The 24,779-nt window shown below is 58.0% G+C and carries 28 protein-coding genes; 15 read left to right on the top strand and 13 right to left on the bottom strand.

Annotated elements, in window-relative coordinates:
- Positions 1–104: 104 nt before the first annotated feature.
- The 3 genes from ACR0D7_RS09925 (at position 105) to ACR0D7_RS09915 (ending at position 4,379) form a co-directional block, all read left to right on the top strand.
- A complete protein-coding gene (locus ACR0D7_RS09925; protein ID WP_170573802.1) occupies positions 105–1,751 on the top strand; it encodes an electron transfer flavoprotein-ubiquinone oxidoreductase in 1,647 nt (548 codons plus the stop codon).
- Between the two features lie 101 nt (positions 1,752–1,852).
- Positions 1,853–3,568 (top strand): tetratricopeptide repeat protein, encoded by a 1,716-nt coding sequence (locus tag ACR0D7_RS09920; RefSeq protein WP_480678872.1) that lies wholly within the window; start codon positions 1,853–1,855, stop codon positions 3,566–3,568.
- Positions 3,558–4,379 (top strand): 4-(cytidine 5'-diphospho)-2-C-methyl-D-erythritol kinase, encoded by an 822-nt coding sequence (locus ACR0D7_RS09915; protein ID WP_480678871.1) that lies wholly within the window; start codon positions 3,558–3,560, stop codon positions 4,377–4,379. The genes ACR0D7_RS09920 and ACR0D7_RS09915 overlap by 11 nt, the downstream gene beginning before the upstream one ends.
- Here ACR0D7_RS09915 and ACR0D7_RS09910 read toward each other — a convergent pair.
- On the bottom strand, positions 4,372–5,370 hold the full coding sequence (locus ACR0D7_RS09910) for a polyprenyl synthetase family protein (RefSeq protein ID WP_480678870.1): 999 nt from the start codon (positions 5,368–5,370) through the stop codon (positions 4,372–4,374). The genes ACR0D7_RS09915 and ACR0D7_RS09910 overlap by 8 nt on opposite strands.
- 56 nt (positions 5,371–5,426) lie before the next feature.
- Here ACR0D7_RS09910 and ACR0D7_RS09905 point away from each other — a divergent pair, with 56 nt between their 5' ends.
- From ACR0D7_RS09905 to ACR0D7_RS09895, 3 genes are all read left to right on the top strand, one after another.
- Positions 5,427–5,642 (top strand): putative signal transducing protein, encoded by a 216-nt coding sequence (locus ACR0D7_RS09905; protein WP_170327214.1) that lies wholly within the window; start codon positions 5,427–5,429, stop codon positions 5,640–5,642.
- The gene (locus ACR0D7_RS09900) at positions 5,639–6,412 is read left to right on the top strand and encodes a tRNA1(Val) (adenine(37)-N6)-methyltransferase (RefSeq protein ID WP_480678869.1); all 774 of its coding nucleotides are present in this window, start codon (positions 5,639–5,641) and stop codon (positions 6,410–6,412) included. The genes ACR0D7_RS09905 and ACR0D7_RS09900 overlap by 4 nt, the downstream gene beginning before the upstream one ends.
- Before the next feature lie 121 nt (positions 6,413–6,533).
- On the top strand, positions 6,534–6,698 hold the full coding sequence (locus ACR0D7_RS09895; RefSeq protein ID WP_170742008.1) for a YdcH family protein: 165 nt from the start codon (positions 6,534–6,536) through the stop codon (positions 6,696–6,698).
- Here ACR0D7_RS09895 and yddG read toward each other — a convergent pair.
- The 11 genes from yddG to ACR0D7_RS09840 all read right to left on the bottom strand — a co-directional run bounded on the left by yddG (position 6,695) and on the right by ACR0D7_RS09840 (position 15,103).
- Positions 6,695–7,558 carry an aromatic amino acid exporter YddG gene (yddG, locus tag ACR0D7_RS09890; protein ID WP_480678868.1) on the bottom strand — a complete coding sequence of 288 codons (864 nt, stop codon included), beginning with the start codon at positions 7,556–7,558 and terminating at the stop codon, positions 6,695–6,697. The two genes, ACR0D7_RS09895 and yddG, sit on opposite strands and share 4 nt — an antisense overlap.
- On the bottom strand, positions 7,555–8,502 hold the full coding sequence (locus ACR0D7_RS09885) for a transcriptional regulator GcvA (RefSeq protein ID WP_480678867.1): 948 nt from the start codon (positions 8,500–8,502) through the stop codon (positions 7,555–7,557). Before ACR0D7_RS09885 ends, yddG begins: the two co-directional genes overlap by 4 nt.
- A gap of 301 nt (positions 8,503–8,803) precedes the next feature.
- The gene (phbB, locus tag ACR0D7_RS09880) at positions 8,804–9,526 is read right to left on the bottom strand and encodes an acetoacetyl-CoA reductase (RefSeq protein ID WP_170385726.1); all 723 of its coding nucleotides are present in this window, start codon (positions 9,524–9,526) and stop codon (positions 8,804–8,806) included.
- A gap of 185 nt (positions 9,527–9,711) precedes the next feature.
- Positions 9,712–10,887 (bottom strand): acetyl-CoA C-acetyltransferase, encoded by a 1,176-nt coding sequence (locus tag ACR0D7_RS09875; RefSeq protein WP_480678866.1) that lies wholly within the window; start codon positions 10,885–10,887, stop codon positions 9,712–9,714.
- A 182-nt stretch (positions 10,888–11,069) separates the two neighbouring features.
- Positions 11,070–11,903 (bottom strand): EAL domain-containing protein, encoded by an 834-nt coding sequence (locus tag ACR0D7_RS09870; RefSeq protein ID WP_480678865.1) that lies wholly within the window; start codon positions 11,901–11,903, stop codon positions 11,070–11,072.
- A gap of 92 nt (positions 11,904–11,995) precedes the next feature.
- On the bottom strand, positions 11,996–12,184 hold the full coding sequence (locus ACR0D7_RS09865; RefSeq protein ID WP_480678864.1) for a hypothetical protein: 189 nt from the start codon (positions 12,182–12,184) through the stop codon (positions 11,996–11,998).
- Between the two features lie 91 nt (positions 12,185–12,275).
- Positions 12,276–13,247, bottom strand: a complete 972-nt coding sequence (locus ACR0D7_RS09860) for a sterol desaturase family protein (RefSeq protein ID WP_480678863.1) — start codon at positions 13,245–13,247, stop codon at positions 12,276–12,278.
- A complete protein-coding gene (locus ACR0D7_RS09855; RefSeq protein ID WP_480678862.1) occupies positions 13,244–13,630 on the bottom strand; it encodes a hypothetical protein in 387 nt (128 codons plus the stop codon). Before ACR0D7_RS09855 ends, ACR0D7_RS09860 begins: the two co-directional genes overlap by 4 nt.
- Before the next feature lie 60 nt (positions 13,631–13,690).
- Positions 13,691–14,020 (bottom strand): hypothetical protein, encoded by a 330-nt coding sequence (locus tag ACR0D7_RS09850; protein WP_170385742.1) that lies wholly within the window; start codon positions 14,018–14,020, stop codon positions 13,691–13,693.
- Positions 14,021–14,108: 88 nt separating this feature from the next.
- Positions 14,109–14,375: a hypothetical protein gene (locus ACR0D7_RS09845; RefSeq protein WP_480678861.1), complete on the bottom strand. Its 267-nt coding sequence runs from the start codon at positions 14,373–14,375 to the stop codon at positions 14,109–14,111.
- A gap of 161 nt (positions 14,376–14,536) precedes the next feature.
- Positions 14,537–15,103: a TlpA disulfide reductase family protein gene (locus ACR0D7_RS09840; RefSeq protein ID WP_170385748.1), complete on the bottom strand. Its 567-nt coding sequence runs from the start codon at positions 15,101–15,103 to the stop codon at positions 14,537–14,539.
- 21 nt (positions 15,104–15,124) lie between these two features.
- On the opposite strand from ACR0D7_RS09840, the gene argH reads away from it, so the two are divergent.
- The 5 genes from argH to ACR0D7_RS09815 all read left to right on the top strand — a co-directional run bounded on the left by argH (position 15,125) and on the right by ACR0D7_RS09815 (position 20,847).
- The gene (argH, locus tag ACR0D7_RS09835; protein ID WP_480678860.1) at positions 15,125–16,513 is read left to right on the top strand and encodes an argininosuccinate lyase; all 1,389 of its coding nucleotides are present in this window, start codon (positions 15,125–15,127) and stop codon (positions 16,511–16,513) included.
- Positions 16,513–16,695 carry an argininosuccinate lyase gene (locus tag ACR0D7_RS09830; protein WP_480678859.1) on the top strand — a complete coding sequence of 61 codons (183 nt, stop codon included), beginning with the start codon at positions 16,513–16,515 and terminating at the stop codon, positions 16,693–16,695. Before argH ends, ACR0D7_RS09830 begins: the two co-directional genes overlap by 1 nt.
- Positions 16,696–16,783: 88 nt before the next feature.
- Positions 16,784–16,933, top strand: a complete 150-nt coding sequence (locus ACR0D7_RS09825; RefSeq protein WP_480678858.1) for a hypothetical protein — start codon at positions 16,784–16,786, stop codon at positions 16,931–16,933.
- A gap of 65 nt (positions 16,934–16,998) precedes the next feature.
- Positions 16,999–18,264: a diaminopimelate decarboxylase gene (gene lysA, locus ACR0D7_RS09820; protein WP_170573826.1), complete on the top strand. Its 1,266-nt coding sequence runs from the start codon at positions 16,999–17,001 to the stop codon at positions 18,262–18,264.
- Between the two features lie 36 nt (positions 18,265–18,300).
- The gene (locus ACR0D7_RS09815) at positions 18,301–20,847 is read left to right on the top strand and encodes a TIGR02302 family protein (protein WP_480678857.1); all 2,547 of its coding nucleotides are present in this window, start codon (positions 18,301–18,303) and stop codon (positions 20,845–20,847) included.
- A 17-nt stretch (positions 20,848–20,864) separates the two neighbouring features.
- On the opposite strand, the gene ACR0D7_RS09810 is transcribed toward ACR0D7_RS09815, so the two are convergent.
- Positions 20,865–21,620 (bottom strand): zinc-ribbon domain-containing protein, encoded by a 756-nt coding sequence (locus tag ACR0D7_RS09810; protein ID WP_480678856.1) that lies wholly within the window; start codon positions 21,618–21,620, stop codon positions 20,865–20,867.
- A gap of 183 nt (positions 21,621–21,803) precedes the next feature.
- On the opposite strand from ACR0D7_RS09810, the gene ACR0D7_RS09805 reads away from it, so the two are divergent.
- From ACR0D7_RS09805 to ACR0D7_RS09790, 4 genes are read left to right on the top strand one after another with little or no spacing between them, the layout of a single operon-like run.
- The gene (locus ACR0D7_RS09805) at positions 21,804–22,481 is read left to right on the top strand and encodes a cell division ATP-binding protein FtsE (protein WP_480678855.1); all 678 of its coding nucleotides are present in this window, start codon (positions 21,804–21,806) and stop codon (positions 22,479–22,481) included.
- Positions 22,478–23,377, top strand: a complete 900-nt coding sequence (locus ACR0D7_RS09800; protein WP_480678854.1) for a cell division protein FtsX — start codon at positions 22,478–22,480, stop codon at positions 23,375–23,377. Before ACR0D7_RS09805 ends, ACR0D7_RS09800 begins: the two co-directional genes overlap by 4 nt.
- Positions 23,377–24,117, top strand: coding sequence for a lysophospholipid acyltransferase family protein (locus ACR0D7_RS09795; RefSeq protein WP_480678853.1), 741 nt, complete (start codon positions 23,377–23,379; stop codon positions 24,115–24,117). The genes ACR0D7_RS09800 and ACR0D7_RS09795 overlap by 1 nt, the downstream gene beginning before the upstream one ends.
- Complete coding sequence (locus tag ACR0D7_RS09790) at positions 24,104–24,709, top strand: pyridoxamine 5'-phosphate oxidase family protein (protein WP_480678852.1); 606 nt, start codon at positions 24,104–24,106, stop codon at positions 24,707–24,709. The genes ACR0D7_RS09795 and ACR0D7_RS09790 overlap by 14 nt, the downstream gene beginning before the upstream one ends.
- The last annotated feature ends 70 nt before the right edge of the window (positions 24,710–24,779 follow it).

Genomic DNA, 24,779 nt, shown 5'->3' with positions numbered 1-24,779 from the left:
TTGATTGACCAAGGTCTTTCAGAACATGTAATCAGCCGTGAAACAATATTGCGCAGACCACGCAGTGAAAGCGCCAATTCGGAAAGTTAGCTAAGGAGCCCGCGATGGCCGAGATTGAACGCGAAGCGATGGAATACGACGTGGTGATTGTGGGCGCAGGCCCCGCGGGCCTGTCGGCGGCCATCCGTCTGAAACAGCTGGATGCCGACCTGAATGTCGTGGTTCTGGAAAAGGGTTCAGAAGTTGGTGCGCATATCCTGTCGGGCGCGGTGCTGGACCCCTGCGGTCTGGATGCTCTGATCCCCGACTGGAAGGAAAAAGGCGCGCCGCTAAACACGCCGGTCAACGAAGACAATTTCTATATGCTGGGTGAAGCGGGCAAGATCCGGATCCCCAACTTCCCGATGCCGCCGCTGATGAACAACCACGGTAACTACATCGTCTCGATGGGTAATGTCTGCCGCTGGATGGCCGAACAAGCCGAAGAACTAGGCGTAGAAATCTTCCCCGGCATGGCCTGTTCCGAGCTGGTCTATGGCGACAACGGTGAGGTCAAAGGCGTTGTGGCTGGTGTCTTTGGTCTTGAAGCTGACGGTTCCTATGGTCCCAACACGGAACCGGGCATGGAACTGCACGGCAAATATGTCTTCCTGTCGGAGGGCGTGCGCGGCTCGCTGTCCAAGGAAGTCATCGCCAAATACGATCTGTCTGCCGGCAAAGAGCCGCAAAAATACGGCGTCGGCATGAAAGAAATCTGGGAGATCGACCCGGCCAAGCACAAGGAAGGCTCGGTCACGCACACGATGGGCTGGCCCCTGGGCAGCAACGCAGGTGGCGGGTCGTTTATCTATCATCTTGAAAACAATCAGGTCTATGTCGGGTTCGTAGTCCACCTGAACTACAAGAACCCTTACCTGTACCCCTACATGGAATTCCAGCGCTTCAAGCACCACCCGATGGTTGCCGAGCTGCTGAAAGGCGGCAAGCGCGTGGCCTACGGCGCACGGGCGATCACCGAAGGTGGCTATCAGTCGATGCCGAAACTGGTCGCGCCGGGTGTGGCGCTGCTGGGTTGTTCGGCGGGTATGGTCAACGTGCCGCGTATCAAGGGTAACCACAACGCGATGTTGTCGGGCAAAGCCGCTGCCGAGGCCGCCTATGATGCGATCAAGGCCGAGCGTTCGGGTGATGAGCTGACCGCATACGAAACAGATGTGCGTGAAGGCGCCATCGGCGCTGACCTGAAAAAAGTGCGCAACGTCAAGCCGCTGTGGTCGAAATACGGCCTGACTGCCTCGTTGATGTTGGGCGGCATGGACATGTGGACCAACACACTGGGCTTCTCGCTGTTGGGTACATTGGGTCACGGCAAGAACGACGCGGAATCGACCGAAGAGGCCAGCAAGCACGAGCCCATCGACTATCCCAAGCCGGATGGGACGCTGTCATTTGATCGTCTGACCAACGTGTCCTTTGCTGCGACCAACCACGAGGAAAGCCAGCCTTGCCACCTGAAGCTGGCCGACCCATCGATCCCGGTCGGTGTAAACATGCCTAAGTTCGACGAACCTGCGCAGCGCTATTGCCCGGCGGGTGTTTATGAACTGGTTGAGGAGGATGGTGAACCGCGGTTCGTGATCAACTTCCAGAACTGTGTCCATTGCAAGACCTGCGATATCAAGGATCCCAGCCAGAACATCACATGGACTACACCGCAGGGTGGGGATGGCCCGAACTATCCTAACATGTAAGCAAAAATCCGGGTATTGGCAGGGTCGTGAAGGCTCTGCCATTGCCTCTTGCCAGCCAAAGCCCTAGCTTGTTGAGCAGTCAACAATAGCAAGGCAGGATTTTGGTGACTTCTCTGGTTCGTCGCGCGGTATTGGCCGCGCTGTTCACCTCGTCATTTGTGCTTCCGACTCAGGCGGATACAGGGTCCGGCGCCTATTTGGCCGGCCGTCAGGCGATTTACGAGAACGACTATACTGCGGCCGAGAAATACTATGCGCAGGCCCTGAAAGCTGATCCCGAAAATGCCGCTTTGCTGGAAAGCGTCGTTGTCGCCCGCCTGTCGCTTGGCGAGTTGGAGCGTGCACTGCCGATAGCTCAGTCGATCGAACAAGCCGGGCTGAACAGCCAAGCCGCGCGGATCGTGATCACCGCAAATCTCGCATCTGAAGGTCAACTTGAAGAGTTGTTGAGTCGCGCCCCTGAACTTCAAGGTGTGGGGCCGTTGGTCGATGGGTTGATGCAAGGCTGGGCATACATTGGCCAAGGCGCAATGACACGCGCGATGGAGGCATTTGACGAGGTTGCAACGCAGGATGGCTTGCGGGAATTCGCCCTTTACCACAAAGCTTTGGCTCTGGCCTCGGTCGGCGATTTTGAAGGTGCTGAGCAGGTTTTCACGGCGCATAACGGTGCTGTCGCCCGCTTTTCCCGCCGTGCAGCCTTGGCCCGGACTGAGGTCTTGTCGCAGTTGGACCGCAATTCAGACGCGCTGCAGTTCGTTGAGGAAGTTTTTGCCGCTGGCAGCGATCCCTCGATCGAAGGCTATGTGGCGCGGCTGACGGCTGGTGAGACTCTGCCGTTCACCCATGTACAATCGGCGAAGGACGGTATGGCCGAGGTGTTCTTTTCGGTCGGCGCAGCCCTGAGCAATGAAGCGGCGCAGAATTACGTTTTGCTCTATGTCCGTACAGCCGTGTTCTTGCGCCCTGATCACGTGGACGCAATTCTGCTGAGCGCCAACCTGCTGGATGCGTTGGGGCAACATGGTTTGGCGGTAGAAGCCTATCGCATGGTGCCCGCCGACAGCAGCGATTACCACGCGGCCGAGCTGGGCCGGGCCGAGGTTCTTAGCCGCTCAGGAAAAAAGGATGCGGCAGCCGAAGTGTTGCAGACTCTGGCCGCTCAAAACCCTGGCCTGCCCAGCGTTCATGTCGCGTTGGCAGACCTGCAACGACAGGAAGAGGAATACAAAAGCGCGGTTGCATCTTATGATCGCGCCATTGAACTGACCGAGGGTAATTCAGGCGCGAACTGGTTTCTGTATTATGCCCGTGGAATCTCGCACGAGCGTTTGAAGCAATGGGATCAGGCCGAGTCTGACTTCCGTCGTGCGCTTGAGTTGAACCCGGACCAGCCGCAGGTTTTGAACTATTTGGGCTATTCGCTCGTCGAGCGGCGCGAGAAGTTGGATGAGGCGCTTGAGATGATTGAACGCGCCGTCGCTGCGCGCCCCGACAGCGGTTATATCGTCGATAGTCTGGGCTGGGTTCTGTTCCGTCTGGGCCGGTATCACGAAGCGGTAGAGCATATGGAACGCGCGGTCGAGCTGATGCCGGTCGATCCGGTGGTGAACGACCATCTGGGTGATGTCTACTGGGCCGTGGGTCGCGCGCGCGAGGCCGAGTTCCAGTGGAAACGCGCCCTGTCATTCATCGACCCCGAGGACACCGATAGCGAAGCCGACCCCGAGCGCATCCGAAGCAAACTGGAAATCGGGTTGGACGCTGTATTGGCTGACGAAGGCGCGGAACCGCTGAAGGTTGCCAATGGCAACTAAGGCGTTTGCGCCCGCCAAGATCAATTTGACCCTGCATGTGACCGGCCAACGGGCAGACGGATATCACCTGCTGGACTCGTTGGTGGTATTTGCGGATGTGGGCGACACGTTGGAGTTTTCACCCGGGCCCGCTTTGTCGATCTCTGTCACCGGTGAACATGCAGCAGGTGTTCCTACAGACAGCCACAATCTGGTTTGGAAAGCGGCCGAGGCTGCGGGCTGGACCGGACATATTGATCTGAACAAAGTCCTGCCCCATGGCGGCGGTATTGGCGGCGGATCGTCCGACGCGGCCGCGACCTTGCGAGTGGCGGTGGGTCAGGATGATTTGGTCCCACTGGATACAGCACTGTCTTTGGGCGCGGATGTGCCGGTATGCATGCAAGCGGGTTCGACCCGGATGCGCGGCATTGGTGAGCAGCTAACGTCGGTCGAACTTCCGCAACTGCCGGCCCTGCTGGTCAATCCGGGCGTGGAAGTGCCGACGGGGGCAGTGTTTTCATCTCTGGGCAGTCGGGAAAACCCTCCCATGCCCGAGGTTGTTCCTGAATTTCAAACAGTTGAAGATTGTGCCACTTGGTTGCAGAGCCAACGAAACGACCTGGAACCGCCAACGACACGGCTGGCCCCTGAAGTAGAGCGAGTGCTTGGCGATCTTGCCGAAACCAAGCATTCCCTTTTGACCCGCATGTCGGGCTCTGGCTCAACCTGTTTTGCGCTCTATCCCACAATGAAAGATGCGCATTTTGCGGCTTATGAGATCGGCGCAGCTCATCCCGGTTGGTGGTGCCGCGCGACGCGGCTTAATTGAGACGCGAGACCACGTAATCGGCCAGATCACGCAGCAAGGTGCGGATTTCGTGATCGGGTAGGGCATTCAGAGCATCTTTGGCCTTGGCAGCCCAGCCGAGGGCGTCAGACCGTGTCGCCTCAAGCGTGCCATACTTGTTCATCAAGTTTAGCGCCAGGTCCAAATCACCCTCTTCCTGACGGCCCCGGCCAATCGTGCGCTCCCAAAAGGCATGCTCTTCCGGGGTTGCTTGTGCCACGGCCTTGATCACCGGCAGAGTCAGCTTCCGCTCGCGGAAATCATCGCCGACATTCTTGCCGGTTGCTTTGCTGTCGCCCTGATAATCCAGCAGGTCATCGGCAATCTGGAATGCTATCCCCAAAGCGTCGCCGTAATCGAACAGCGCTTTGACCTGTTCTTCGGACGCCCCGGCGATCACCCCACCAACTTCGGTTGCAGCTGAAAACAGAGCAGCGGTTTTACCGCGCACGACCTGCAGGTAAATCGCTTCGTCAGTGCGAAGGTCTGTGGCGGCAGTCATCTGCAGCACTTCGCCTTCGGCAATGGTGGCTGAGGCGTTGGCCAGAATGTCCAGAACACGTAACGATCCGGTTTCAACCATCAATTGGAAGCTGCGGGAAAACAGGTAATCGCCTACCAGAACGCTGGATTTGTTGTCCCACAACAGGTTGGCCGTGGGCCGGCCACGCCGCTGGCCGCTTTCGTCCACCACATCGTCATGCAATAGGGTCGCGGTGTGAATGAATTCGACAGTTGCCGCCAAACGGATGTGATGGTCGCCCGAGTATCCCATCAACCGCGCCGCAGCCAATGTCAGCATCGGTCGCAAGCGTTTGCCGCCCGCTTCAACCAGATGTGCAGTGACCTCGGGAATACGTGGCGCGTGCTCAGAAGCCATGCGCGTACGGATCAGCTCATTGACCGCGTCCATTTCGTCGGCCAGAAGTTCTGCCAGCCGCTCATGCGGTTTCGTGATCGTGTCGGTATCCATCACACTCCTGATACAAGGCTCGACTTTCCGCGTACCTTGCCTTTACATCCATCCCCATGAAAGAACTTTTGCGTAGCACCGATCCAACGATCCTGGCCTTTGCTTCAGCCCTTCTTGAGGGTGAGGATATAGACTGCTTTCAGATGGACGTAAATATGAGCATCCTCGAGGGGGGCATCGGAATTTTCCCGCGCCGTCTGATGGTGCGCGCGGATGATTTGATCCGTGCTGAACGGGTAATGCGCGACAATGATATCCCGCTGGGCCGATGAGCCTGTTTTCCGATAGCGATCTGACCTGCAATGATTTTCTGAGCGGGCGTGTGCGCCTTTGGCAGCCGCGTTCGGGTTATCGTGCAGGGGTGGATCCGGTATTGCTTGCGGCGGCTGTCCCGGCGACACGTGGTCATACTGTGCTGGAACTGGGTTGCGGGGCAGGGGCGGCAATCCTGTGCCTTCTTGCGCGCGTTCCGGGGGCGCACGGTGTGGGCGTTGAACTGCAGCCTGCCTATGCCGATCTGGCCCGCCGGAACGCGATCGAAAACGACGCCTCGCTTGAGGTGGTCGAGGCTGACCTCAGTGCCCTTCCGGCAGAGCTGAAACAGCGCCAATTCGACCATGTCATCGCCAATCCGCCCTATTACCGCGCTGGGGCGCATAGTTCTGCCAACGATCAGGGGCGTAGTATCGCATTGGGAGAAGGGACACCGCTTGATATCTGGTTCGATACGGCAGCCAAACGCCTCGCGCCCCGAGGGTATCTGCACATGGTTCAAAAGGCAGATCGTTTGCCTGATATGCTGGCAGGTTGTGCCGGACGTTTGGGTTCGGTCGAAGTGCTGCCGCTGGCAGCGCGTCTTGATCGCACTGCGGAATTGGTGATTCTGCGTGCCAGAAAGGGTGGAAAGGCCGCGTTTCGAATGCACGCACCGCTGATTTTGCATGCGGGTGAACGGCATGAGAAAGACGGTGACAGTTATACGACTCAGGTTTCGGATGTGCTGCGGAATGGGGCCGCGCTGCCCGTGTTTTCCGGGCAATAGGCATTAACCAGCCGAATTTGTCGGATTTATTGCAGATTCTGTGCGTATGCAGCGTGACAGGGTGGAAACGATGTGATCAACTTCTTACGTGAAACTCAGACACCAACAAAGGAGTATCGCCATGAGCGTGAGCGCACACCTGACCGAACTGAAGAAAAAGCACGAAAACCTCGGTCTTGAAGTTGAACAAGCCCAACGCTCGCCTGGCATCGACGATCTCCATATAGCTCAACTCAAAAAGCAGAAGCTCAAGCTGAAAGAAGAGATCGAGCGCCTGTCCAACTAGCGACGCATACTGGCCCGCGCGGCAATGGCCGCGCCGCCAGTGATTAAAACAGCCGCGATCGCCAGACCCCAAGTCGGGGCGGCGATCCCGGCCACAACCAAAGCCAAGGTAGACAGCAAGGGTGCTGCATAGGATGCCGTGCCCAGAATCTGAATGTCACCCTGCTTGACCCCGATATCCCAGACGTAGAACGCCAGCCCCACGGGCCCCAGCCCGAGTGCAGCCACTGAGGCCCAGCCGAAGGCGCTGTCAGGAAAGACTGTGTCCTCAAGCATTAGATGCAGCATGCCCGAGGCGATGGCAGTGGCGATACAGAATACGGCAACCGAACTTGTCGGTGTTTTGCCCAGCCGTCGTGACAGGACCGAATAGCCTGACCATGTAAGTGCGCAGAGCAGCGCCAACCCATATCCCGGTAGATGGGCGGCTTGAAACCCGGTGCCACCACCTGCGATGATCACAGCGGCCCCGGCAAAGCCCAGGCAAGCGCCGAACAGATGCCCAATTCGCAAGTGCTCTCCGGGTAACAATCCTGAGAACAATACGATCAGCAGCGGCCAGAGATAGGCGATTAACCCAGCTTCGGCAGCCGGTGCCATGCGCAGCGCCGAAAAATAAAGTGCGTGATAGCCAAACAATCCGACTGTACCGAAAGCGTAGGTGGTCCAGCGTACAGCGCGCAATTGGCCCAGCCCGCCGCTTGCCCATGTCCAGATCAGGCCCAGAGCACCCCCGATCGAAAAACAGATCGTATTCAACAACAATGGTGGGGTGGGCGTAGATCCGACCGTAAACAATGCCAGCAGGGACCATAAGAGGACGGCGATAAACCCGACAGCAGTCGCGCGCGTTCTGGTCATTTCAGAGCGACCTCTTCGACGGGGATGATCTCGAACTCGTCGGAGATATGTGCGGTTTTTTCGATTTCGGCCAAAAACCAATCGCGAAAGGCGGCGACCTGAGGGCGTTCCTCGGCCCCTTTCAGGCATACAAAACGGAAACGGGCACGGGTTTCGATTGCGGTTTTGAAAGGCGCAACCAACCGCCCTTCTGAGATGTCCTTAAGGATCATGGGGCGGCGGCCCAGAACAACCCCGACACCGGCCACTGCTGCATCAATGGCATGATCCGCATTGGAAAAATGCGCGCCGTGAGTGGGCGTGAAGTCGATTCCAACTGCGCGAAACCACATCGGCCAGTCGCAGGGTGGTTTCAGAAAGCTGATGGAGTCATCGTGGATCAGTGGGGCTTCTTTCAGGCTTTCAGGTGTTGGGAATTGAGCGGCCATTTCCGGGATCATGACCGGAGTTAGCCATTCCTTGCGCACCGGTACTGAATACAGACCTTCATCCTCACCTTCGCCAAAACGAATCGCGACGTCTACGTCGTCTCGCTCCAAATCCATTTTTCGCAGCGTGGCCGAGAAACGCAGATCAATCTCGGGGTGTGACCGCGCAAACTCGTACAGGCGCGGGGCCAGCCATTTCGCGGTCAGGGCGGGGCCGGCAGTTACTGTCAGGTTCGTGCTGTCCTGAAGTTTTCGAACCGCTCTCCAGGCCGTGTGTAACGTAGCAAACCCATCGGCTGCGCCAGGGGCCAGCATTCGCCCTGCCTCGGTCAGTTCCACCGCCCTGTTGAGGCGGCGAAACAGGGGCCGACCCAGATGTTCCTCCAGCGATTTGATCTGAAAGGACAGCGCCGCCGGGGTGACGTGCAGTTCCTCAGCCGCCTTAGCGAAGGACATATGCCGTGCGGCGGCATCAAAAGCGCGCAACGCAGTCAGAGGGGGAAGATAATCGCTCATTGATGCACAAGATATACTTAACTGAAGTTCCGACAAAGCTCGTTTGTCGAATTAATTCATAGGGTGCATGTTGGATTAAAGTCAAACAAAGCTGATGTGAAAGGAGTGTTGCCATGATCGAGGCGACGACAAATCCGGCGGCCGCCCTTGCCTTTCAGCGGGCGCATGCCGAGCGTAGCAAGGCGATCGCACAGGCCTTCTACTGGTTATTTGGTTCCCGCTGAACGCAGCGCGCGCGTTCTTACGGGATAAAAAAGGGCCGGTCCAATAGGACCGGCCCGTATTCATTTCGGTTTTCGGATCAGACGAAGAACTGTGCGCCGTTGGCCGAAATTGTCGAACCGTTGATGAACTGAGAATCATCAGACGCCAGGAACGCGACGCAGCGTGCGATTTCTTCTGGCTCACCCAGGCGGCCAGCCGGAATCTGGCTGATGATCGAGTCACGGACCTTCTCAGGAACGGCCATCACCATCTCAGTTGCGATATAGCCGGGGCAGATCGCGTTAGCGGTTATACCCGCGCGCGCGCCTTCCTGCGCCAGGGATTTTACGATGCCCAGGTCGCCCGCTTTCGTCGCGGCATAGTTCACCTGCGCGAACTGACCTTTCTGACCGTTGATCGAGCTGATGACGATCACACGGCCAAACTTGCGCTCGCGCATGCCAGCCCAGACAGGGTGCACGGTGTTGAAGACGCCGGTCAGGTTTGTGTCGATCACCTGATGCCACTGTTCCGGAGTCATCTTGTGGAACGGTGCATCGCGCGTGATACCTGCATTCGCGACTACAATGTCGATGGGGCCAACTTCGGCTTCGACTTTTTCGATGCCTGCTTTGGATTCGTCATAATCCGCCACGTTCCATTTGTAGGTGGCGATACCGGTTTCCTCGGTGAATTTTGCCGCCGCTTCATCGTTCCCAGCATAAGTGGCTGCAACGTTGTAACCTTCGGCCTTGAGCGCCTTGGAAATTGATGCGCCGATGCCGCGGGAGCCGCCGGTGACGAGTGCTGTACGTGCCATTGAGGAGTCCTCCAATTAAATCTGCTTGGTAATTCTGTTACTCTGAGAGAGATTGCTGCGCAATATCGTTTCGTCGTCGTATTTGTCTTTCTGATCGGCGATATTGTCGCATCTAATGGGTGATGCCCGTGTGTAACAAAAAAGGGCGCCCAACGGACGCCCTTTATGTTTAGCAGGCAAAGCGCTTAGTCGCGCTCCACGCAGAGGGCAACACCCATGCCGCCGCCGATGCAGAGAGTCGCCAGACCCTTCTTCGCGTCGCGGCGTTTCATTTCGAACAGCAGCGTGTTCAGGACGCGGCAGCCGGAGGCGCCGATCGGGTGGCCGATGGCAATCGCGCCACCGTTCACGTTCACGATCGAAGGGTCCCAACCCATGTCTTTGTTCACAGCGCAGGCTTGCGCGGCAAAGGCTTCGTTGGCTTCGACCAGATCCAGATCGTCAACCGACCAACCTGCCTTTTCCAGCGCCTTGCGCGAGGCGTAGATCGGGCCGACGCCCATGATCGACGGGTCCAGACCGGCGGTCGCATAAGATGCGATACGGGCCAGAGGCTCAATCCCGCGCTTTTCGGCGTTTTCGGCCGACATTAGCAAGGTCGCAGCAGCACCGTCGTTCAGGCCCGAAGCGTTGGCGGCCGTGACCGAGCCGTCCTTGGTGAAGGCCGGGCGCAGTTTAGCCATTGCATCCATTGTTGCGCCGTGACGGATGTATTCATCCTTATCCATCACGATGTCGCCCTTGCGGGTTTTGATGGTGAAAGGCACGATCTCGTCGGCGAATTTGCCAGCTTTTTGGGCTGCTTCGGCCTTGTTCTGCGATGCGACCGCGAATGCGTCCTGCGTTTCACGGCTGATCTGCCATTTCTCGGCGACGTTCTCAGCGGTCTGACCCATGTGGTAGCCGTTGAACGCATCCCACAGACCGTCGCGGATCATCGTGTCGATGTATTTCATGTCACCCATCTTGTGACCAGCGCGCAGGGCGGCAGCATGGGGCGAAAGTGTCATGTTTTCCTGACCACCAGCGGCAACGATCTCGGCATCGCCCAGCTGGATGTGCTGAGCACCCAGTGCCACGGCACGCAGGCCCGAGCCGCAGACCTGGTTGATGCCCCAGGCCGCGCTTTCTTGCGGCAGACCGGCATTGATATGCGCCTGACGCGCCGGGTTCTGGCCCTGAGCGGCGGTCAGGACCTGACCCATGATGGTTTCGCTGACCTCACCTTTTTCGACACCGGCGCGCTCCACGACGGCTTCTAGAACGGCGGCACCCAGATCATGTGCGGGTGTGTTTGCAAACGAGCCGCCAAAACTGCCGACACCGGTTCGAGCTGCGGATGCGATTACTACGTTGGTCATTTAGACAATCCTTTACCATCAAGGTCCTGTAGGAGCGGTAGCGGCGCAGAACGCAGAGTCAATGCCTCTGTGAACGAGAGCGCCCCCTATTCCCCGCTCCAGCTGCTCATGGCATAGCGTAATGCTGCAATTGCAGCAACGGTCAGCTTGTCTCAGGAGGAGAGGAGGCGGAAATTTTGCGCTTAGCTGCCTGTTTTTTTGGTGTTTTCTCTTGTCCAGGGGGCCGAGACTGTTGGAGCGCCGAACAGAAACCCCTGCAAACAGTCCACACCATTGGCCACAAGAAATTCGGCATCTTCCCTGGTTTCGACCGATTCGGCGGTCACGAGAATTTCAAACTCCCGCGCCACGGCGATCAGTGCCCGGACCAGCGCTTGATTGTCGGGGTTGGTGCTGATGCCGCGCACGAACTGACCATCGACTTTGGCGGCGTCGAACAAAAACTCTCGAAAATGGCGGAAACTGAAATTGCTGGCACCGAAATCGTCCAGCGCAAAAGCGATACCGCGCGGTTGTAGCCGGTCCATGAAATCGACGACAAGCTCGGGTACAGTCATGGCCGAGCTTTCAGATATCTCAAGGATCAGGCGTTCGCCCAGGTTGGCATCTTTCTTAAGAAACCGCTCCAGCACCCGTGAATACCGGGCATATCCGATCGAACGGGCGGACATGTTGATGGATAGCCGGATTTCCGGATTTCTAGCAAGCGTCCTAAGCCCCATCTCAAGCGCGACACAATCAAGATCGCGGCCAATAGGTGTATTTTCGAGCTGGGGCATGAAATCCCGTGCGGGTATTACCCGCCCGGTTTCGTCCAGAACCCGAATGAACCCTTCATAGAACGCCACGCCAAACGGCGGTTGGGCTTGCATGACGGGCTGAAAGGCCAGTTTGCATTGCTTGTGTTTCACGGCTTCGGTCGCCATCTGAACCGTGGAGGCATCTCGGGATGCGATAGCTGCGCCCAGCGGGCTATCGGTACCCTCGGGCACGTCCGCCTGTTTTACGTCCCGCATGTCCTGATCCATCCCTTCACGTCGCCTGTCAGGGTCAAATTTCAGGGCAAATTCATGAATCTGCGGTTAATTAGGTGCAAAGTATACGCGATTCAGCGCGAAGTTTCCCAGATACGACCCAATGCGGCGACGCCACCGACAACTGCGCCCGCAAAGCCCAGTACCAGCATGATGAAACCCAATACTACGATTGCCGATGATCCTCCGGCCAGCACTGTCAACATGGCCAGAACAAGACCCAACAGGCCAAACGTAGTTGAAGCTGTCGTCAAGCGAGTCATGTCGGCCTCCGGTTACTCGATATGGATCACATCCGTTGCATATGGAATGTGATATCCCGCTTTCAAGGTGACCGAGGGCAGACCGGTAAATTTATGCCTGTTTCGCTTGTGATTTGGGCGTTCCGGCCTCGAATTGCTCAAAACCGGGCGTTCCACTGTCCTCGGGGTGGCGTGCCAAATGCCGCGCTTTGATCTGTGCTGAGTTTTCACGGCTGCCGTCATGACTGTAGCCCGGCGGTGCAAAGCAATAAGCCAGACGTTCGCGCAGGGTCAGTCCCGGCTGCGTTGCGTCGCGCCAGATGCCGACCCATTCGTGGAAGGCTACGCGCAGCGGGTTGAACGTGCCGATATTGTGTACCAACCCGTAATCGACGCGGTCATTCTCTTGCTCAGGTACAAAAGTGCCGAACATCTTGTCCCAGATGATGAAAACGCCCGCATAGTTGCAATCCAGATAACGCGCGTTACGGCCGTGATGGGCGCGGTGGTGGCTGGGGGTGTTCATCACTGCCTCGAACCAACGGGGCATTTTGCCGATCGCCTCAGTATGAATCCAGAACTGGTAGATCAGGTTCAACCCGCCGCAGAACAGTACCATCGCCGGATGAAAGCCCATCAGGATCAGGGGAGCGCGGACTACCATCATGAAGGTGAATGTATAGGTCCAGGTTTGCCGCAAGGCGGTGGTCAGGTTGTAGTGCTGAGAACTGTGGTGATTCACATGGCTGGCCCAGACCCAGCGGATGCGATGTCCGAACCGGTGCACCCAGTAGTAGCGCAGGTCATCCAGCACAAAACACAGGACAATCACAGGGATCGAGGTGCCAAGGTTCAGCGGAGTGATCTGCCACAGCCACATAAAGAACCCATAGGCGATAAACCCAAGCAACAAGCCTGAGGCGATGTTTCCGGCACCCATCACCAAAGAGGTCACTGCATCCCGCGTCTCGTACCGCCCACCTTTGCCTTTGAAGGCAATCCACAGGAACTCGGCCAGAATGGCGGTAATGAAGAAGGGAACCGCCCATTGCACGGCGTCGGGAAAGCTCACTTGATCGGTCATGCGGGATCCATCAGGTTGTGCCAGTGCGGGCGTTCGAAATCGTCTAGTCGGATGAGGGTTTTGGGTGTGCCGAAGTCGTGGAACTGAACCTCGAACCCCTCTGGGTGCTTGATCCAGTTGAAATCCAGCAGGTGACGCGCCACCGTGTCGGCACCAAAGGACCACAGCAGCCCGTTGCCGGTCTCGGACCTGATCAGGGCGGACCGTTTGTCATGTGAGATTGTAATGTCGATTATCATGTCGTCAGGCGCATGGCGCAGCCATTCCGTGCGCGCAGTTTGGGGGGTCAGTTCCCGTACGCGCGACTGCCCTGACAGATGCAGCAGCACGGTGATGCCGATGATGCCTCCGACCACCAAAACCAGAAGTATTTCAAGCGGCATTCTTTCCTCCCGCTCGGCAGAGTGCAGAGCGGTCATGACGCTGTCAAAGGTAGCGTCGCGTCAGCTTGCTTCGAGCGTATCCAAGATTTGGTGCTGCACCACACGTTCGACAAAGGGCACCAGCCCGTCAGGGCCTGATGCCCTGTCTTTGAGGTGAATGCAGATGTCCGGCCTGCGTGCCGCGATTATGCCCACCATCTCTCCGCGTATCTTGTCATCCAGGCCCGCGCCTATGATGGCGCAGACGATCCGAGGTTCGGCATCCAGTTGCCGCCGGACCTCGTCCTGATCATGCGCGCCCAGCCATTGGATTGGCATGTGATCCAAGCGCCGCGCCACGTCGCCGATGACATTCGGCAAGCGACCGATCAACAGAACCACTGGTTTCATTGTCGCCTCCTTTCACTGGTAACCAACAGAAAAACCGGTCCAAAGGGACCGGTTTCATTCTAGCACAAAAAAATGCAGTGTTTTCTACCTAGTTGGAAATGGTCATAGGCACGGCCTCACCTTTTCCCTTATCACGTGTGAAAGTTACCTGTTCACCGTCGATTGTGACTTTCTGGCCGTCCTCAGGAAGCTGCTTTGTCCCAACAAAGACATTCCGGCAAAAATATCTTTTGTTCCAGACCCAAGCATCTTTGATTTTGCCATTTTTGGCGATTTCCCCCTGTATCGTGCCATCAGCAGTAACGATAGGCCAAGATCCGCCGCTCACGAGTTTCTTGCCAACGACAGCATCCATGAATTGCTGTTTCTTTTTGATGTCTTTTGCATCTGCTGTAGGCGCCGCAATGCATAGAACACTGACCGCCGCGGCCAGGGTGACAATTTATTTCATAACTATTCTCCCAACGATTAAAGCTGAGAGAATAGCATGATTCGTGAATTTCTTATGTGTTGTACTTAGCTTTCAGCACCGACCAGTGTCGCGATAATCGCCTTGGCGCTGTCTGAATTCCATTCCGCATCGCCAATCAGCCGCGCGATCTCTTGACCTTGCGGGTTCAGGATGACGGTGATTGGCAACGCCACGACGCCGAATTCACGCGCGGCGGCTGATTTGGGGTCCTGATGGCGTGGTAGGTTGGTGATGCCGTTTTCTTCGAAGAACTTCTTGATCCCGGCCGGTGAGTTGCGCCCGGTGGCAAGGGTCAGAACCTGAAACTTGTCACCGCCGAATTCTTCCTGCAGCTCGGCGATCTGAGGCATTTCTTTGCGGCAGGGCGCGCACCAGGTTGCCCAGAAATTCACCAGAACATATTTCCCGGCATAGTCCTCAAGCGTGCCAATGCCGCCATCATCTTCCAACTGGAACTCGATTTCCTTGGCGGGTTTCGGTTCAGAATGCAGAATCAAGCGCTTCAGGGTGCCGTCCCGCAATGGACCCAGAGTTTCCGCATCCGTGGCCAAAGCCGCATTTGCACCCAGCGCAAGGGCCATATAAAGGGGGATCAGACGAAATAGGCGCATATCAACTCCGGGTTTTCTTACATGACCGATCAATCCTCGAACCAGATGTGGGGCGGCCGCTTTGCCGCCGGTCCAGACGCGATCATGGAGGCGATCAATGCCTCGATCGGGTTCGATCAGCGGATGGCAGCCCAGGACATCGCAGGCTCGCGTGCCCATGCCGCCATGTTGGCCGCCACAGGCGTTATAACTGATAGTGACGCCGAAGCCATTCGGGAAGGGCTGCTCACCGTTTTGTCAGAAATTCAGAACGGAGAATTTCGGTTCTCGACCGCGCTGGAAGACATTCACATGAATGTTGAGGCGCGGCTGAAAGAGGTGATTGGTGAGCCCGCAGGACGTTTGCACACGGGCCGGTCGCGAAATGACCAGGTGGCGACGGACTTTAAATTGTGGGTCCGTGATCAGCTGGACGCGGCGGAAACCGGCCTTTTGGCCCTGATCCGTGCGCTTTTGGCGCAGGCTGAGGCCGGCGCCGATTGGGTCATGCCGGGCTTCACCCACCTGCAAACCGCGCAGCCGGTGACATGGGGTCACCACATGATGGCCTATGTGGAGATGTTTGGCCGCGACCTGTCCCGCGTCCGTGACGCCCGCGCCCGGATGAACGAATCCCCCTTGGGTGCTGCCGCGCTGGCCGGAACATCGTTCCCCATCGACCGCCAAATGACTGCCGAAGCGTTGGGCTTTGACCGCCCTGCAGCAAACTCTTTGGATGCCGTTAGCGACCGCGATTTCGCGCTTGAATTCCTGTCGACCGCCTCGATCTGTGCCGTGCACCTGTCGCGCTTTGCAGAGGAACTTGTGATCTGGTCCTCGGCCCAGTTCCGTTTTGTCACCCTGTCGGATCGGTTCTCGACCGGATCGTCGATCATGCCGCAGAAAAAGAACCCCGATGCAGCAGAACTAATCCGCGCCAAAGTGGGGCGGATATATGGTGCAAATACCGCGCTGATGATGGTGATGAAGGGCCTGCCACTGGCCTATTCCAAGGACATGCAGGAAGACAAAGAGCAGGTTTTTGACGCCGCCGACAACTGGATGCTGGCGCTGGCGGCGATGGAGGGCATGGTCAAGGACATGACCGCGAACCGCGAAAGCCTGGCCGCAGCGGCAGGGTCCGGTTTCTCGACCGCGACCGATCTGGCCGACTGGCTGGTGCGGGTGCTGGGCCTGCCATTCCGCGACGCGCACCATGTTACCGGGTCCTTGGTGGCAATGGCCGAGGGCAAGGGCTGCGACCTGCCTGACCTGACCCTCGAAGACATGCAATCCGTCCATGCCGATATCACGAATGATGTCTATTCTGTCCTTACCGTCGAAAATTCGGTAAACTCGCGTCAGTCCTATGGTGGTACGGCGCCGGATCAGGTGCGTGCCCAGATCAAGCGGTGGAAGGCGCTGGTGTGATGCGGATACTGCGTTTGGTGTTTCTGATTTCGGTCGGGTTCGCCCTGGCCGGATGCGGCGCGGATGGCGAGCCTGTCCAACCCTCGATGAGCGCCAATGTCGGAGTCGGCAGTAGCGGCACCTATGTCGGTGGTGGTGTCGGCCTGCGGCGTGGCGGACTGGGCGTTTATCTTGGCATTTAAGCGCCGATTTAATTGCAATTTCACCGAGCGTTACCCACTTGCTATGCATGATCGGCCCTGCGCCAAAATCACCGGAAAAGATGACACAATGAAAACCGCCGGCCTAATTCTGTGCCTTGCCACTCTGGCAGCCTGCGACCCATCGTCCAGCTCTCGCCCCGAACCCGCGCCTGAATCCAGCGGGTCGGGCATCTCGATCTCAGGCTATGGCCGGGTTGGCGTGTCGACGGTCAATTAAAGGAATGCCCCGATAGGCGTAGAATCCATTGATCCGCGGGGGCATTTTGGTCTAAGCGCGCAGTTATGGATCACTTTCTCTATCGCGACGGCGCGCTTCACGCCGAGGATGTCCCTATCTCTGAAATCGCTGCAGCGGTTGGGACACCTTTTTATGTCTATTCGACGGCAACTTTGCTGCGGCATTTCCAGCTGTTCGATGACGCGTTGGAGGGCACCGACCATCTTGTCTGTTACGCAATGAAGGCGGCCAGCAATCAGGCGATTCTGAAGACGCTGGCCCAGGCGGGTGCGGGAATGGATGTGGTCTCGGGCGGGGAATATCTGCGCGCCAAGGCAGCAGGCGTTCCGGGCGACAAGATCGTATTCTCGGGCGTCGGCAAAACGGCCGATGAAATTCGCACCGCACTGACCGGCGGCATTCGCCAGTTCAACGTGGAATCCGAACCCGAGATGGAAGTGATCAACGCGGTTGCGTTGGAGCTGGGCGTGGTCGCACCGATTACCGTGCGGGTGAACCCGGACGTGGACGCCAAAACCCACGCCAAGATCGCCACAGGTAAGTCGGAAAACAAGTTTGGCATCCCGATCGCCCGCGCCTCAGAGGTCTATGCCCACGCCGCCACCCTGCCGGGGCTGGAGGTGATCGGCATCGATGTCCATATCGGTTCGCAACTGACCGAGCTTGAGCCATTTGAGCTGGCCTATACCAAGGTCGCTGAACTGACCGAGCAATTGCGCGCCGAGGGTCACAATATCCGGCGGCTCGATCTGGGGGGCGGTTTGGGCATTCCTTACACCCGCGCCAATGATGCGCCGCCGCTGCCGATGGAATATGGCGCGCTGATCAAGAAGACACTGGGCCATTTGAATTGTGAGATCGAGATTGAACCCGGCCGGTTGATCGCTGGTAATGCTGGGCTGATGATCAGCAAAGTGATTTATGTGAAATCCGGTGAAGGCCGTGATTTCCTGATTATTGATGGCGCTATGAATGACCTGATCCGCCCGGCCATGTATGAGGCGCATCATGACATTGTCTCGGTTCAGGAACCTGAGGCGGGTGTGGAACAACAACCCTATGACATCGTCGGCCCGGTTTGTGAGACCGGCGATACGTTTGCCAAGCAGCGCAATATGCCGCCTTTGCAGGCGGGCGATCTGGTCGCTTTCCGCAGTGCCGGGGCCTATGGCGCTGTGATGGCCAGTGAATATAACACCCGACCGCTGATTCCCGAGGTTCTGGTGCATGGGGATCAATTTGCAGTCATTCGTGAACGTCCAAGCTTTGACGAAATCATAAACCGCGATACCATACCCGAGTGGCTCTGACGCGATGACCGTCCGGGCCTGTTTAGGAGGCCCGCCTTGACCGCAAGACCGAACCTGCCGATCCCGAGACTGTCCCTGTGGCTGACATATGCAGGGATGCTGGCCGAGCGAGAATTGCGCGCACTCTGGCCGTTCTTTTCGATTTCCATGGCGATTCTGGCTGCTTTGATGCTGGGATTGCAGGATCACGTTCGGGTTGAAGTGGTCTGGGCTGTGGGTGCTGTGGCAGGTCTTGGCCTGCTGGTCGCATTGGTTTGGGGCATCCGGCGGTTCCATTTTCCCAGCCGGGCCGAGGCGCTGGTGCGGCTGGACGAATCTTTGCCGGGACGTCCGATTCAGGCGTTGTTGGACGAACAGGCTATTGGCGCGATGGACGCGGATTCGGTGGCGCTGTGGCATGCGCACCAGACCCGAATGGCGCAGCGAACGGCGCAAGCGGAACCGGTCAAACCTGATCTGAGGTTGGCGGATCGCGATCCGTATGCCCTGCGCTATTCAGCATTGTTGGCGCTGGTGATTGCCGTGTTGTTCGGTTCCGTCTGGCGCATTGGCTCGGTGACCGAGATGGCTCCGGGCGCTGCTGTTGCCGGGCAGGGGCCAAGTTGGGAGGGCTGGGTAGAACCGCCGCGCTATACCGGGTTGCCCACGCTGTATCTGGCGGATCAGTCTGACCCGATGCTGTCAGTGCCACAAGGTAGTCGCGTGACCTTGCGGTTCTATGGCGAGGTTGGTGCCCATAGCCTGACCGAGACGACATCGCCTCTGGGCGCTGAGGACAGGACTGAGCCGGAACAGGAATTTGTCGCCGAACGTTCGGGGACGTTGACGATTGACGGACCGTCTGGGCGCGACTGGGCGCTGCAGGTCATTGCGGACACCGCTCCGCAGGTTGCCGTGACTGAAGACGCCGAATCCGAGGCAGGTGGGCAGATGAAGCTGCCTTTCGCGGCCACTGACGATTATGGTGTTGTGTCCGGGTCAGCCCTGATCGAACTGGATTTGCCCGCAGTTGACCGTCGTTATGGTCTGATAACCGACCCCGAACCGCGCGATGTGATCGAGGTCGAGTTGCCGATGCCGATTATTGGTGATCGGGCCGATTTCACCGAAGACCTGATCGAGGATTTCTCGGAGCACCCTTGGGCGCATCTGCCTGTGAAAATTACTTTGATGGTGCGAGATGCCGCTGATCAGGAAAGCCAATCCGATCCCTACATGAGTCAGTTACCTGCACGTCGGTTCTTTGATCCGTTGGCGGCCGCAGTGATCGAACAGCGACGCGACTTGCTTTGGGCGCGAGATAACGCGTCGCGGGTGGCGCAGATTTTGCGGGCGGTCTCGCACTTGCCCGAAGATGTTTTCCGGTCCGATACTGCGTATCTGCGCTTGCGTGTGACCCTGCGGCGGCTGGAGACGTTCAACGATTATGGGCTGACATCAGAGCAGCAAGAAGAAATCGCGCAGGCGCTTTGGGATTTGGCGGTTTTGATCGAAGAAGGCACCTTGGCAGACGCTTTGGAACGCATGCGTCGGGCGCAGGAACGTCTGACCGAGGCGATGAAGAACGGTGCCACCGATGAGGAAATCGCCGATTTGATGCAAGAGCTGCGTGAAGCGACGCAGGATTACATGCGCCAACTTCAGCGTTTGGCGCAGGAAAATGGTGAGTTCGACGAAAATCAGCAGGGGCAGAACGGCGAAACCCTGCAGATGACGCAGGATGATTTGCAGCGGATGATGGACCGCATTCAAGAGCTGATGGAACAGGGCCGTATGGCCGAGGCGCAGCAGGCGCTGGAAGAGTTCCAGCAGATGATGGAAAACATGCGCATCACGCAAGGACAGGGTCAAGGTCAGCAATCCGAGGGTCAGCAGGCAATGGAAGGATTGGCTGAAACCCTACGCGAACAGCAGGGTCTGAGCGATCAGGCGTTCCGCGATCTGCAAGAACAGTTCAATCCCGGCGCGCAGGCCGGTGAAAGCCAAGGCAATGAAGGCCGCAATGGTGGCTTGGGTCGAGGCCAGAGCCACGAAGGACAAGGCGGACAGGGGCAGGGCTCGGATCAGACAGATGGTGGTGGCCAACCGGGCCAGGACTCGCTGGCCGATCGTCAACAGGCGTTACGGGATGAGCTGGGTCGCCAGCAACAGAACCTGCCGGGTGCTGGCACGCCCGAGGGTGACGCGGCGCGGGATGCGTTGGGCCGAGCAGGACGTGCGATGGATGAGGCCGAAGATGCGCTGCGCAGCGATGATCTGGCCGAAGCCATCGACCGCCAGTCTGAAGCGATGGAAGCCCTGCGCGAAGGTATGCGGTCACTGGGTGAGGCTTTGGCCCAGAACCAGCAAAACCAGCCGGGCCAGGGTTCGCAACAAGGCGATATGCAGGCAACAAACCGCGATCCGCTGGGTCGTAGCCCAGGCGCGAACGGATCAATCTCGACCGATGACAACCTGCTTCAGGGTGAGGATGTCTATCGGCGTGCACGCGAATTGCTGGACGAAATCCGCCGCCGCACCGGCGAGACGGACCGCCCCCAGATTGAACTGGAATACCTTAAACGTCTGCTGGAGCGGTTCTAGTCAGGTACGAGGCAGGGTTAATTTTGTGCCGCGCCCGAGGTCTGCGTTTCAAGCCAGATTCGCGCCTGATCAACCAACGAGACATAAGTAGACAGGATAGGTTCGATTTGTGGGACTGCGTCGCTGATTCTTTGCGCGTTTCCGTAAACCAGTAGCAATATGACGCCCACAATCAGGATCAACGCAAAACCACGCATGAACCCGCCACCGGATTTGCGCGGCGCGCGCTCCTCGACTTTGGGTTTCGTGGCAGCTTTATCGCTGCGGAGGCTTGAATTGATCGCATCAACATCAGGCAAGGCGCCCCGTTGTCGTATTTTCGCTGGGCGCTGCGAGGGCGGCACGTATTCGACCGATCGTTCGGGTTCAGGAGCGGGCGGGGCGTCCAGTGCCAGATCGGGTTGGATTTCAAGGCTGCCGCCTTCTTTTGCGCGCAGGTCCGCCTCGCGGGCGGCTTCTTCCTTGAGAATGTTGGCAACCGCCGGATCGATACTTCTGCTGGTCGGTTGTGGTTCGGGTTCTGGGGCGGGCTCGGCCGTCATTTCCGGGGTTGGTTCTTCTTCTACAGGTTCAGGCTCAGATTCAACAGCAGGTTTAGGGGCCGCGGGTTCTTCAGCAACTGGGGCAGGTTCTTTTTCAACCGGCTGATCCGCATGCTTGACCTGAAACCAGGTTTTCTCGCAGTTCGAGCACTGAACGTCACGGCCTTCTTCTGGAATGACCTCATCAGGCACCTCATACTGGGCGCTGCAATTCGGACATGTAAGACGCATGCTGCCTCCTGGTCGGGGCTTTGGCCCGATATTAGTTTTTTCAGAGATGATATTCGGTTAAGACCTGACCGCAAAGGGTGTTTTCGGTTTCGTAGCACAAATGTCACCAATTCGACCCGGTGCAGGCATTGAAACAACAACCGCGCTCGGGCAAGAAGGGCGGCAACTAAAACGGGGGCCCTTGTGATCGAGCTGGAAAATGTCAGCTACACCTATGGCGGTGGAGAGTTATTGAGCGATGTTTCCCTGCAGTTGCAGTCGGGATCGTTTCATTTTCTGACCGGCCCGTCGGGCGCTGGAAAGACCACATTGCTCAAACTCTGTTATGGTGCGCTGCTGCCCACATCCGGGCGGCTCAGCGCATTCGGCGAAGATGTTGCAGGTCTGGACCGGGATCAGATGGCCTTGCTGCGCCGCCGGATCGGGGTCGTGCACCAGGATTGCCGCTTTTTGGATCATATGACTGTGGCCGAGAATGTATCCCTGCCGCTGATGGTATCCGGACAGGCCGAGGCTGCAAAGCGGGAGGATCTAAGCGAATTGCTTTCCTGGGTGGGCCTGGGCTCTCGATTGGACGCACTTCCGCCGGAACTGTCGGGGGGCGAGCGTCAGCGCGCCGCAGTGGCCCGCGCGGTGATCTTGTCGCCCGACGTGGTACTGGCGGATGAACCCACCGGCAATGTCGATTGGGAAATGTCGCAACGTCTTCTGCGGCTTCTGGTCGAACTGAATAGGATGGGTAAAACCGTCCTGATCGCCACCCACGACCTGAGCCTCATACGTGCCGCCAAAAGCCACGTGCAGGCGCGCGTATTGCGCATTTCGCAACGTCAGGTTCAACTGGCAGGGGCGGATTTATGAACAAAGAGATCATCCAGAATCTGCTGCAACGGGACGCGCGTGCGGATCGCGTCGTGCCTCCCACTGGCTACACCGCGCATCTGACACTGTTCGTGTCAGGTGCAATGGCATTTCTGGCGGTGTTTGTGTTGGCCTTGTCTCTGGCCTCGGGCCGGTTAGCGGATCGCTGGGCGACCGAATTGGCGGGGGCGGCCACGCTGCGCATCAACGCCCCCGCCGACCAACTGGCGGCCCAGACCGAGGCCGCGCTGACCGTTCTCAGCCAGACGCCCGGTGTCGCTTCGGCACGGGCATTGACGACCGAAGAGCAGGCCGCGCTGCTGCTACCCTGGTTTGGACCTGACCTGCCGCTGGACACGTTGCCCATTCCGCAACTCATCGAGATCATCGAGGGCGAGCCGGGTCTGGATGCCGCTGGTTTGCGTCTGCGGCTTGGGGCCGAGGTTCCGGGCGCCGTGCTGGACGACCATACCCGTTGGCGCGAACCGCTGGTGGATGCTGCAATGTCGCTGCGGCGGCTGGGGTGGGTCTCGATCCTGTTGATCGGAGGAGCCACTGCAGCAATGGTCACGCTGGCCGCCAATGCCTCGCTGGCCGCCAACGCCCAGATTATAGAAGTGCTGCGTCTGGTCGGTGCCCGAGACAGCTTTATCGCCCGCGCATTTGTCCGCCGCTTTACCTATCGGGCTTTCTTTGGGGCTGTTGTCGGGGTGTTGCTGGGTATGACCGGCGTTCTCCTGCTGCCCGAGGCCTCGGATGAGGGCGGGTTTTTGACTGGTCTTGGTTTTCAGGGTGTGGGTTGGTTGTTACCTGCGGTGATCCCACTACTGGGCGCAGCAGTCGCCTTTCTGGCGACGTGGACCGCCGCGAGTCGTAAATTGAAGGAACTTTCGTGATGGCAACAGCGTTTCAATGGGTTCGCTCTTTGATCTTCATGATCACGATTTACGCTTGGATGCTGATCCTCGGCATCGTCTTTGCCCCCTATGCTTTGTTCACAAAACGCGGGGCATTGCAGGCTTGTAAGACTTATGCCCGGTCCACCATGTGGTTGGCCCGCTGGATGGTCGGCATCCGCACCGAGGTGCGCGGAGCAGTACCGGTGGACGAAGTGGTAATCGGTGCCAAGCATCAGTCCTTCCTCGACATCATCATGATTTTCGATGCCATTCCCCACGGTAAGTTCATCATGAAAAAAGAGCTTTTGTGGACCCCAATCATCGGCATGTATGCGCGCCGCCTGGGCTGTATCCCGGTCGATCGCGGCAAAAAGGGTGCCGCAGTTGCCAAGATGGTCAAGGATGTGGCCAAAGAATTCACGGAACCCGGCCAATTGGTCATCTACCCACAGGGTACACGTGTCGCACCAGGGGTGCACAAACCTTATAAGGTTGGAACGGCTGTATTGTACGAAGGTCTGGGCTTTCCCTGTGTTCCCGTCGCTACGAACGCTGGGGTATTTTGGCCGCGCACAGGCGTCATGCGTAAGCCGGGGCTGGCAATTGTCGATTTCCTCGACCCGATTGAACCGGGCGTTGCCCGCAATGAGTTCCTTGGTCGATTGGAAAATGTGATCGAAACACGGTCTGACGCTTTGATGAAAGAAGTGGGGTTTGTTCGGGATGGAGTTCATTGAGGATATCGAAACGCTCGAAAGGCTTTACGGCACCCCCGGCGCGCCGGCGCTGCGGAAAGTGGCACACAGCCTGACGCCGCTTTACCGTAAATGGATCATGGCCTCGCGGCTGTGCATTCTCAGTACAGTTGGCCCCGAGGGCGTTGATGGCAGTCCACGAGGCGATGACGGCCCAGTGGTTCTTGAGCTTACCCCCAACAAGCTGGCCCTTCCGGACTGGCGTGGCAACAACCGCTTGGATTCCTTGCGCAATATCGTGCGAGATTCCCGTGTAGCACTGATGTTTCTTGTACCCGGTTCAAATAACGTGGTGCGTGTGAACGGCACGGCGCGTCTGACTGCGGATGTCACGCTGCGCGCGCAGTTTGAGAAAAATGGTAAACAGCCAGCGACTGTCGCCATCATCGAAATTGCTGAAATCTACACGCAATGTGCCCGGGCCATGATGCGAGCCCGGACATGGACAGCCAGAGACGAAAGCGCCGATCTTCCCAGCATGGGACAAATTTTGGCTGAAGTAAGCCACGGAGAAGAAGGTGGCGAGCGCTATGATGCCGAATGGGGCGCACGCGCAGAAAAAACAATGTGGTGAATTGCCCACAATGCGCCATTGACTTGTCACGAGAGTGGACAAACTCAGAGCCGCAAATACTATCTTCGAA

The organism is Ruegeria sp. BB7 (assembly GCF_056539365.1).
Note: the sequence above shows the minus strand (reverse complement) of the source record. Positions and strands in the feature narration are given on the sequence as shown.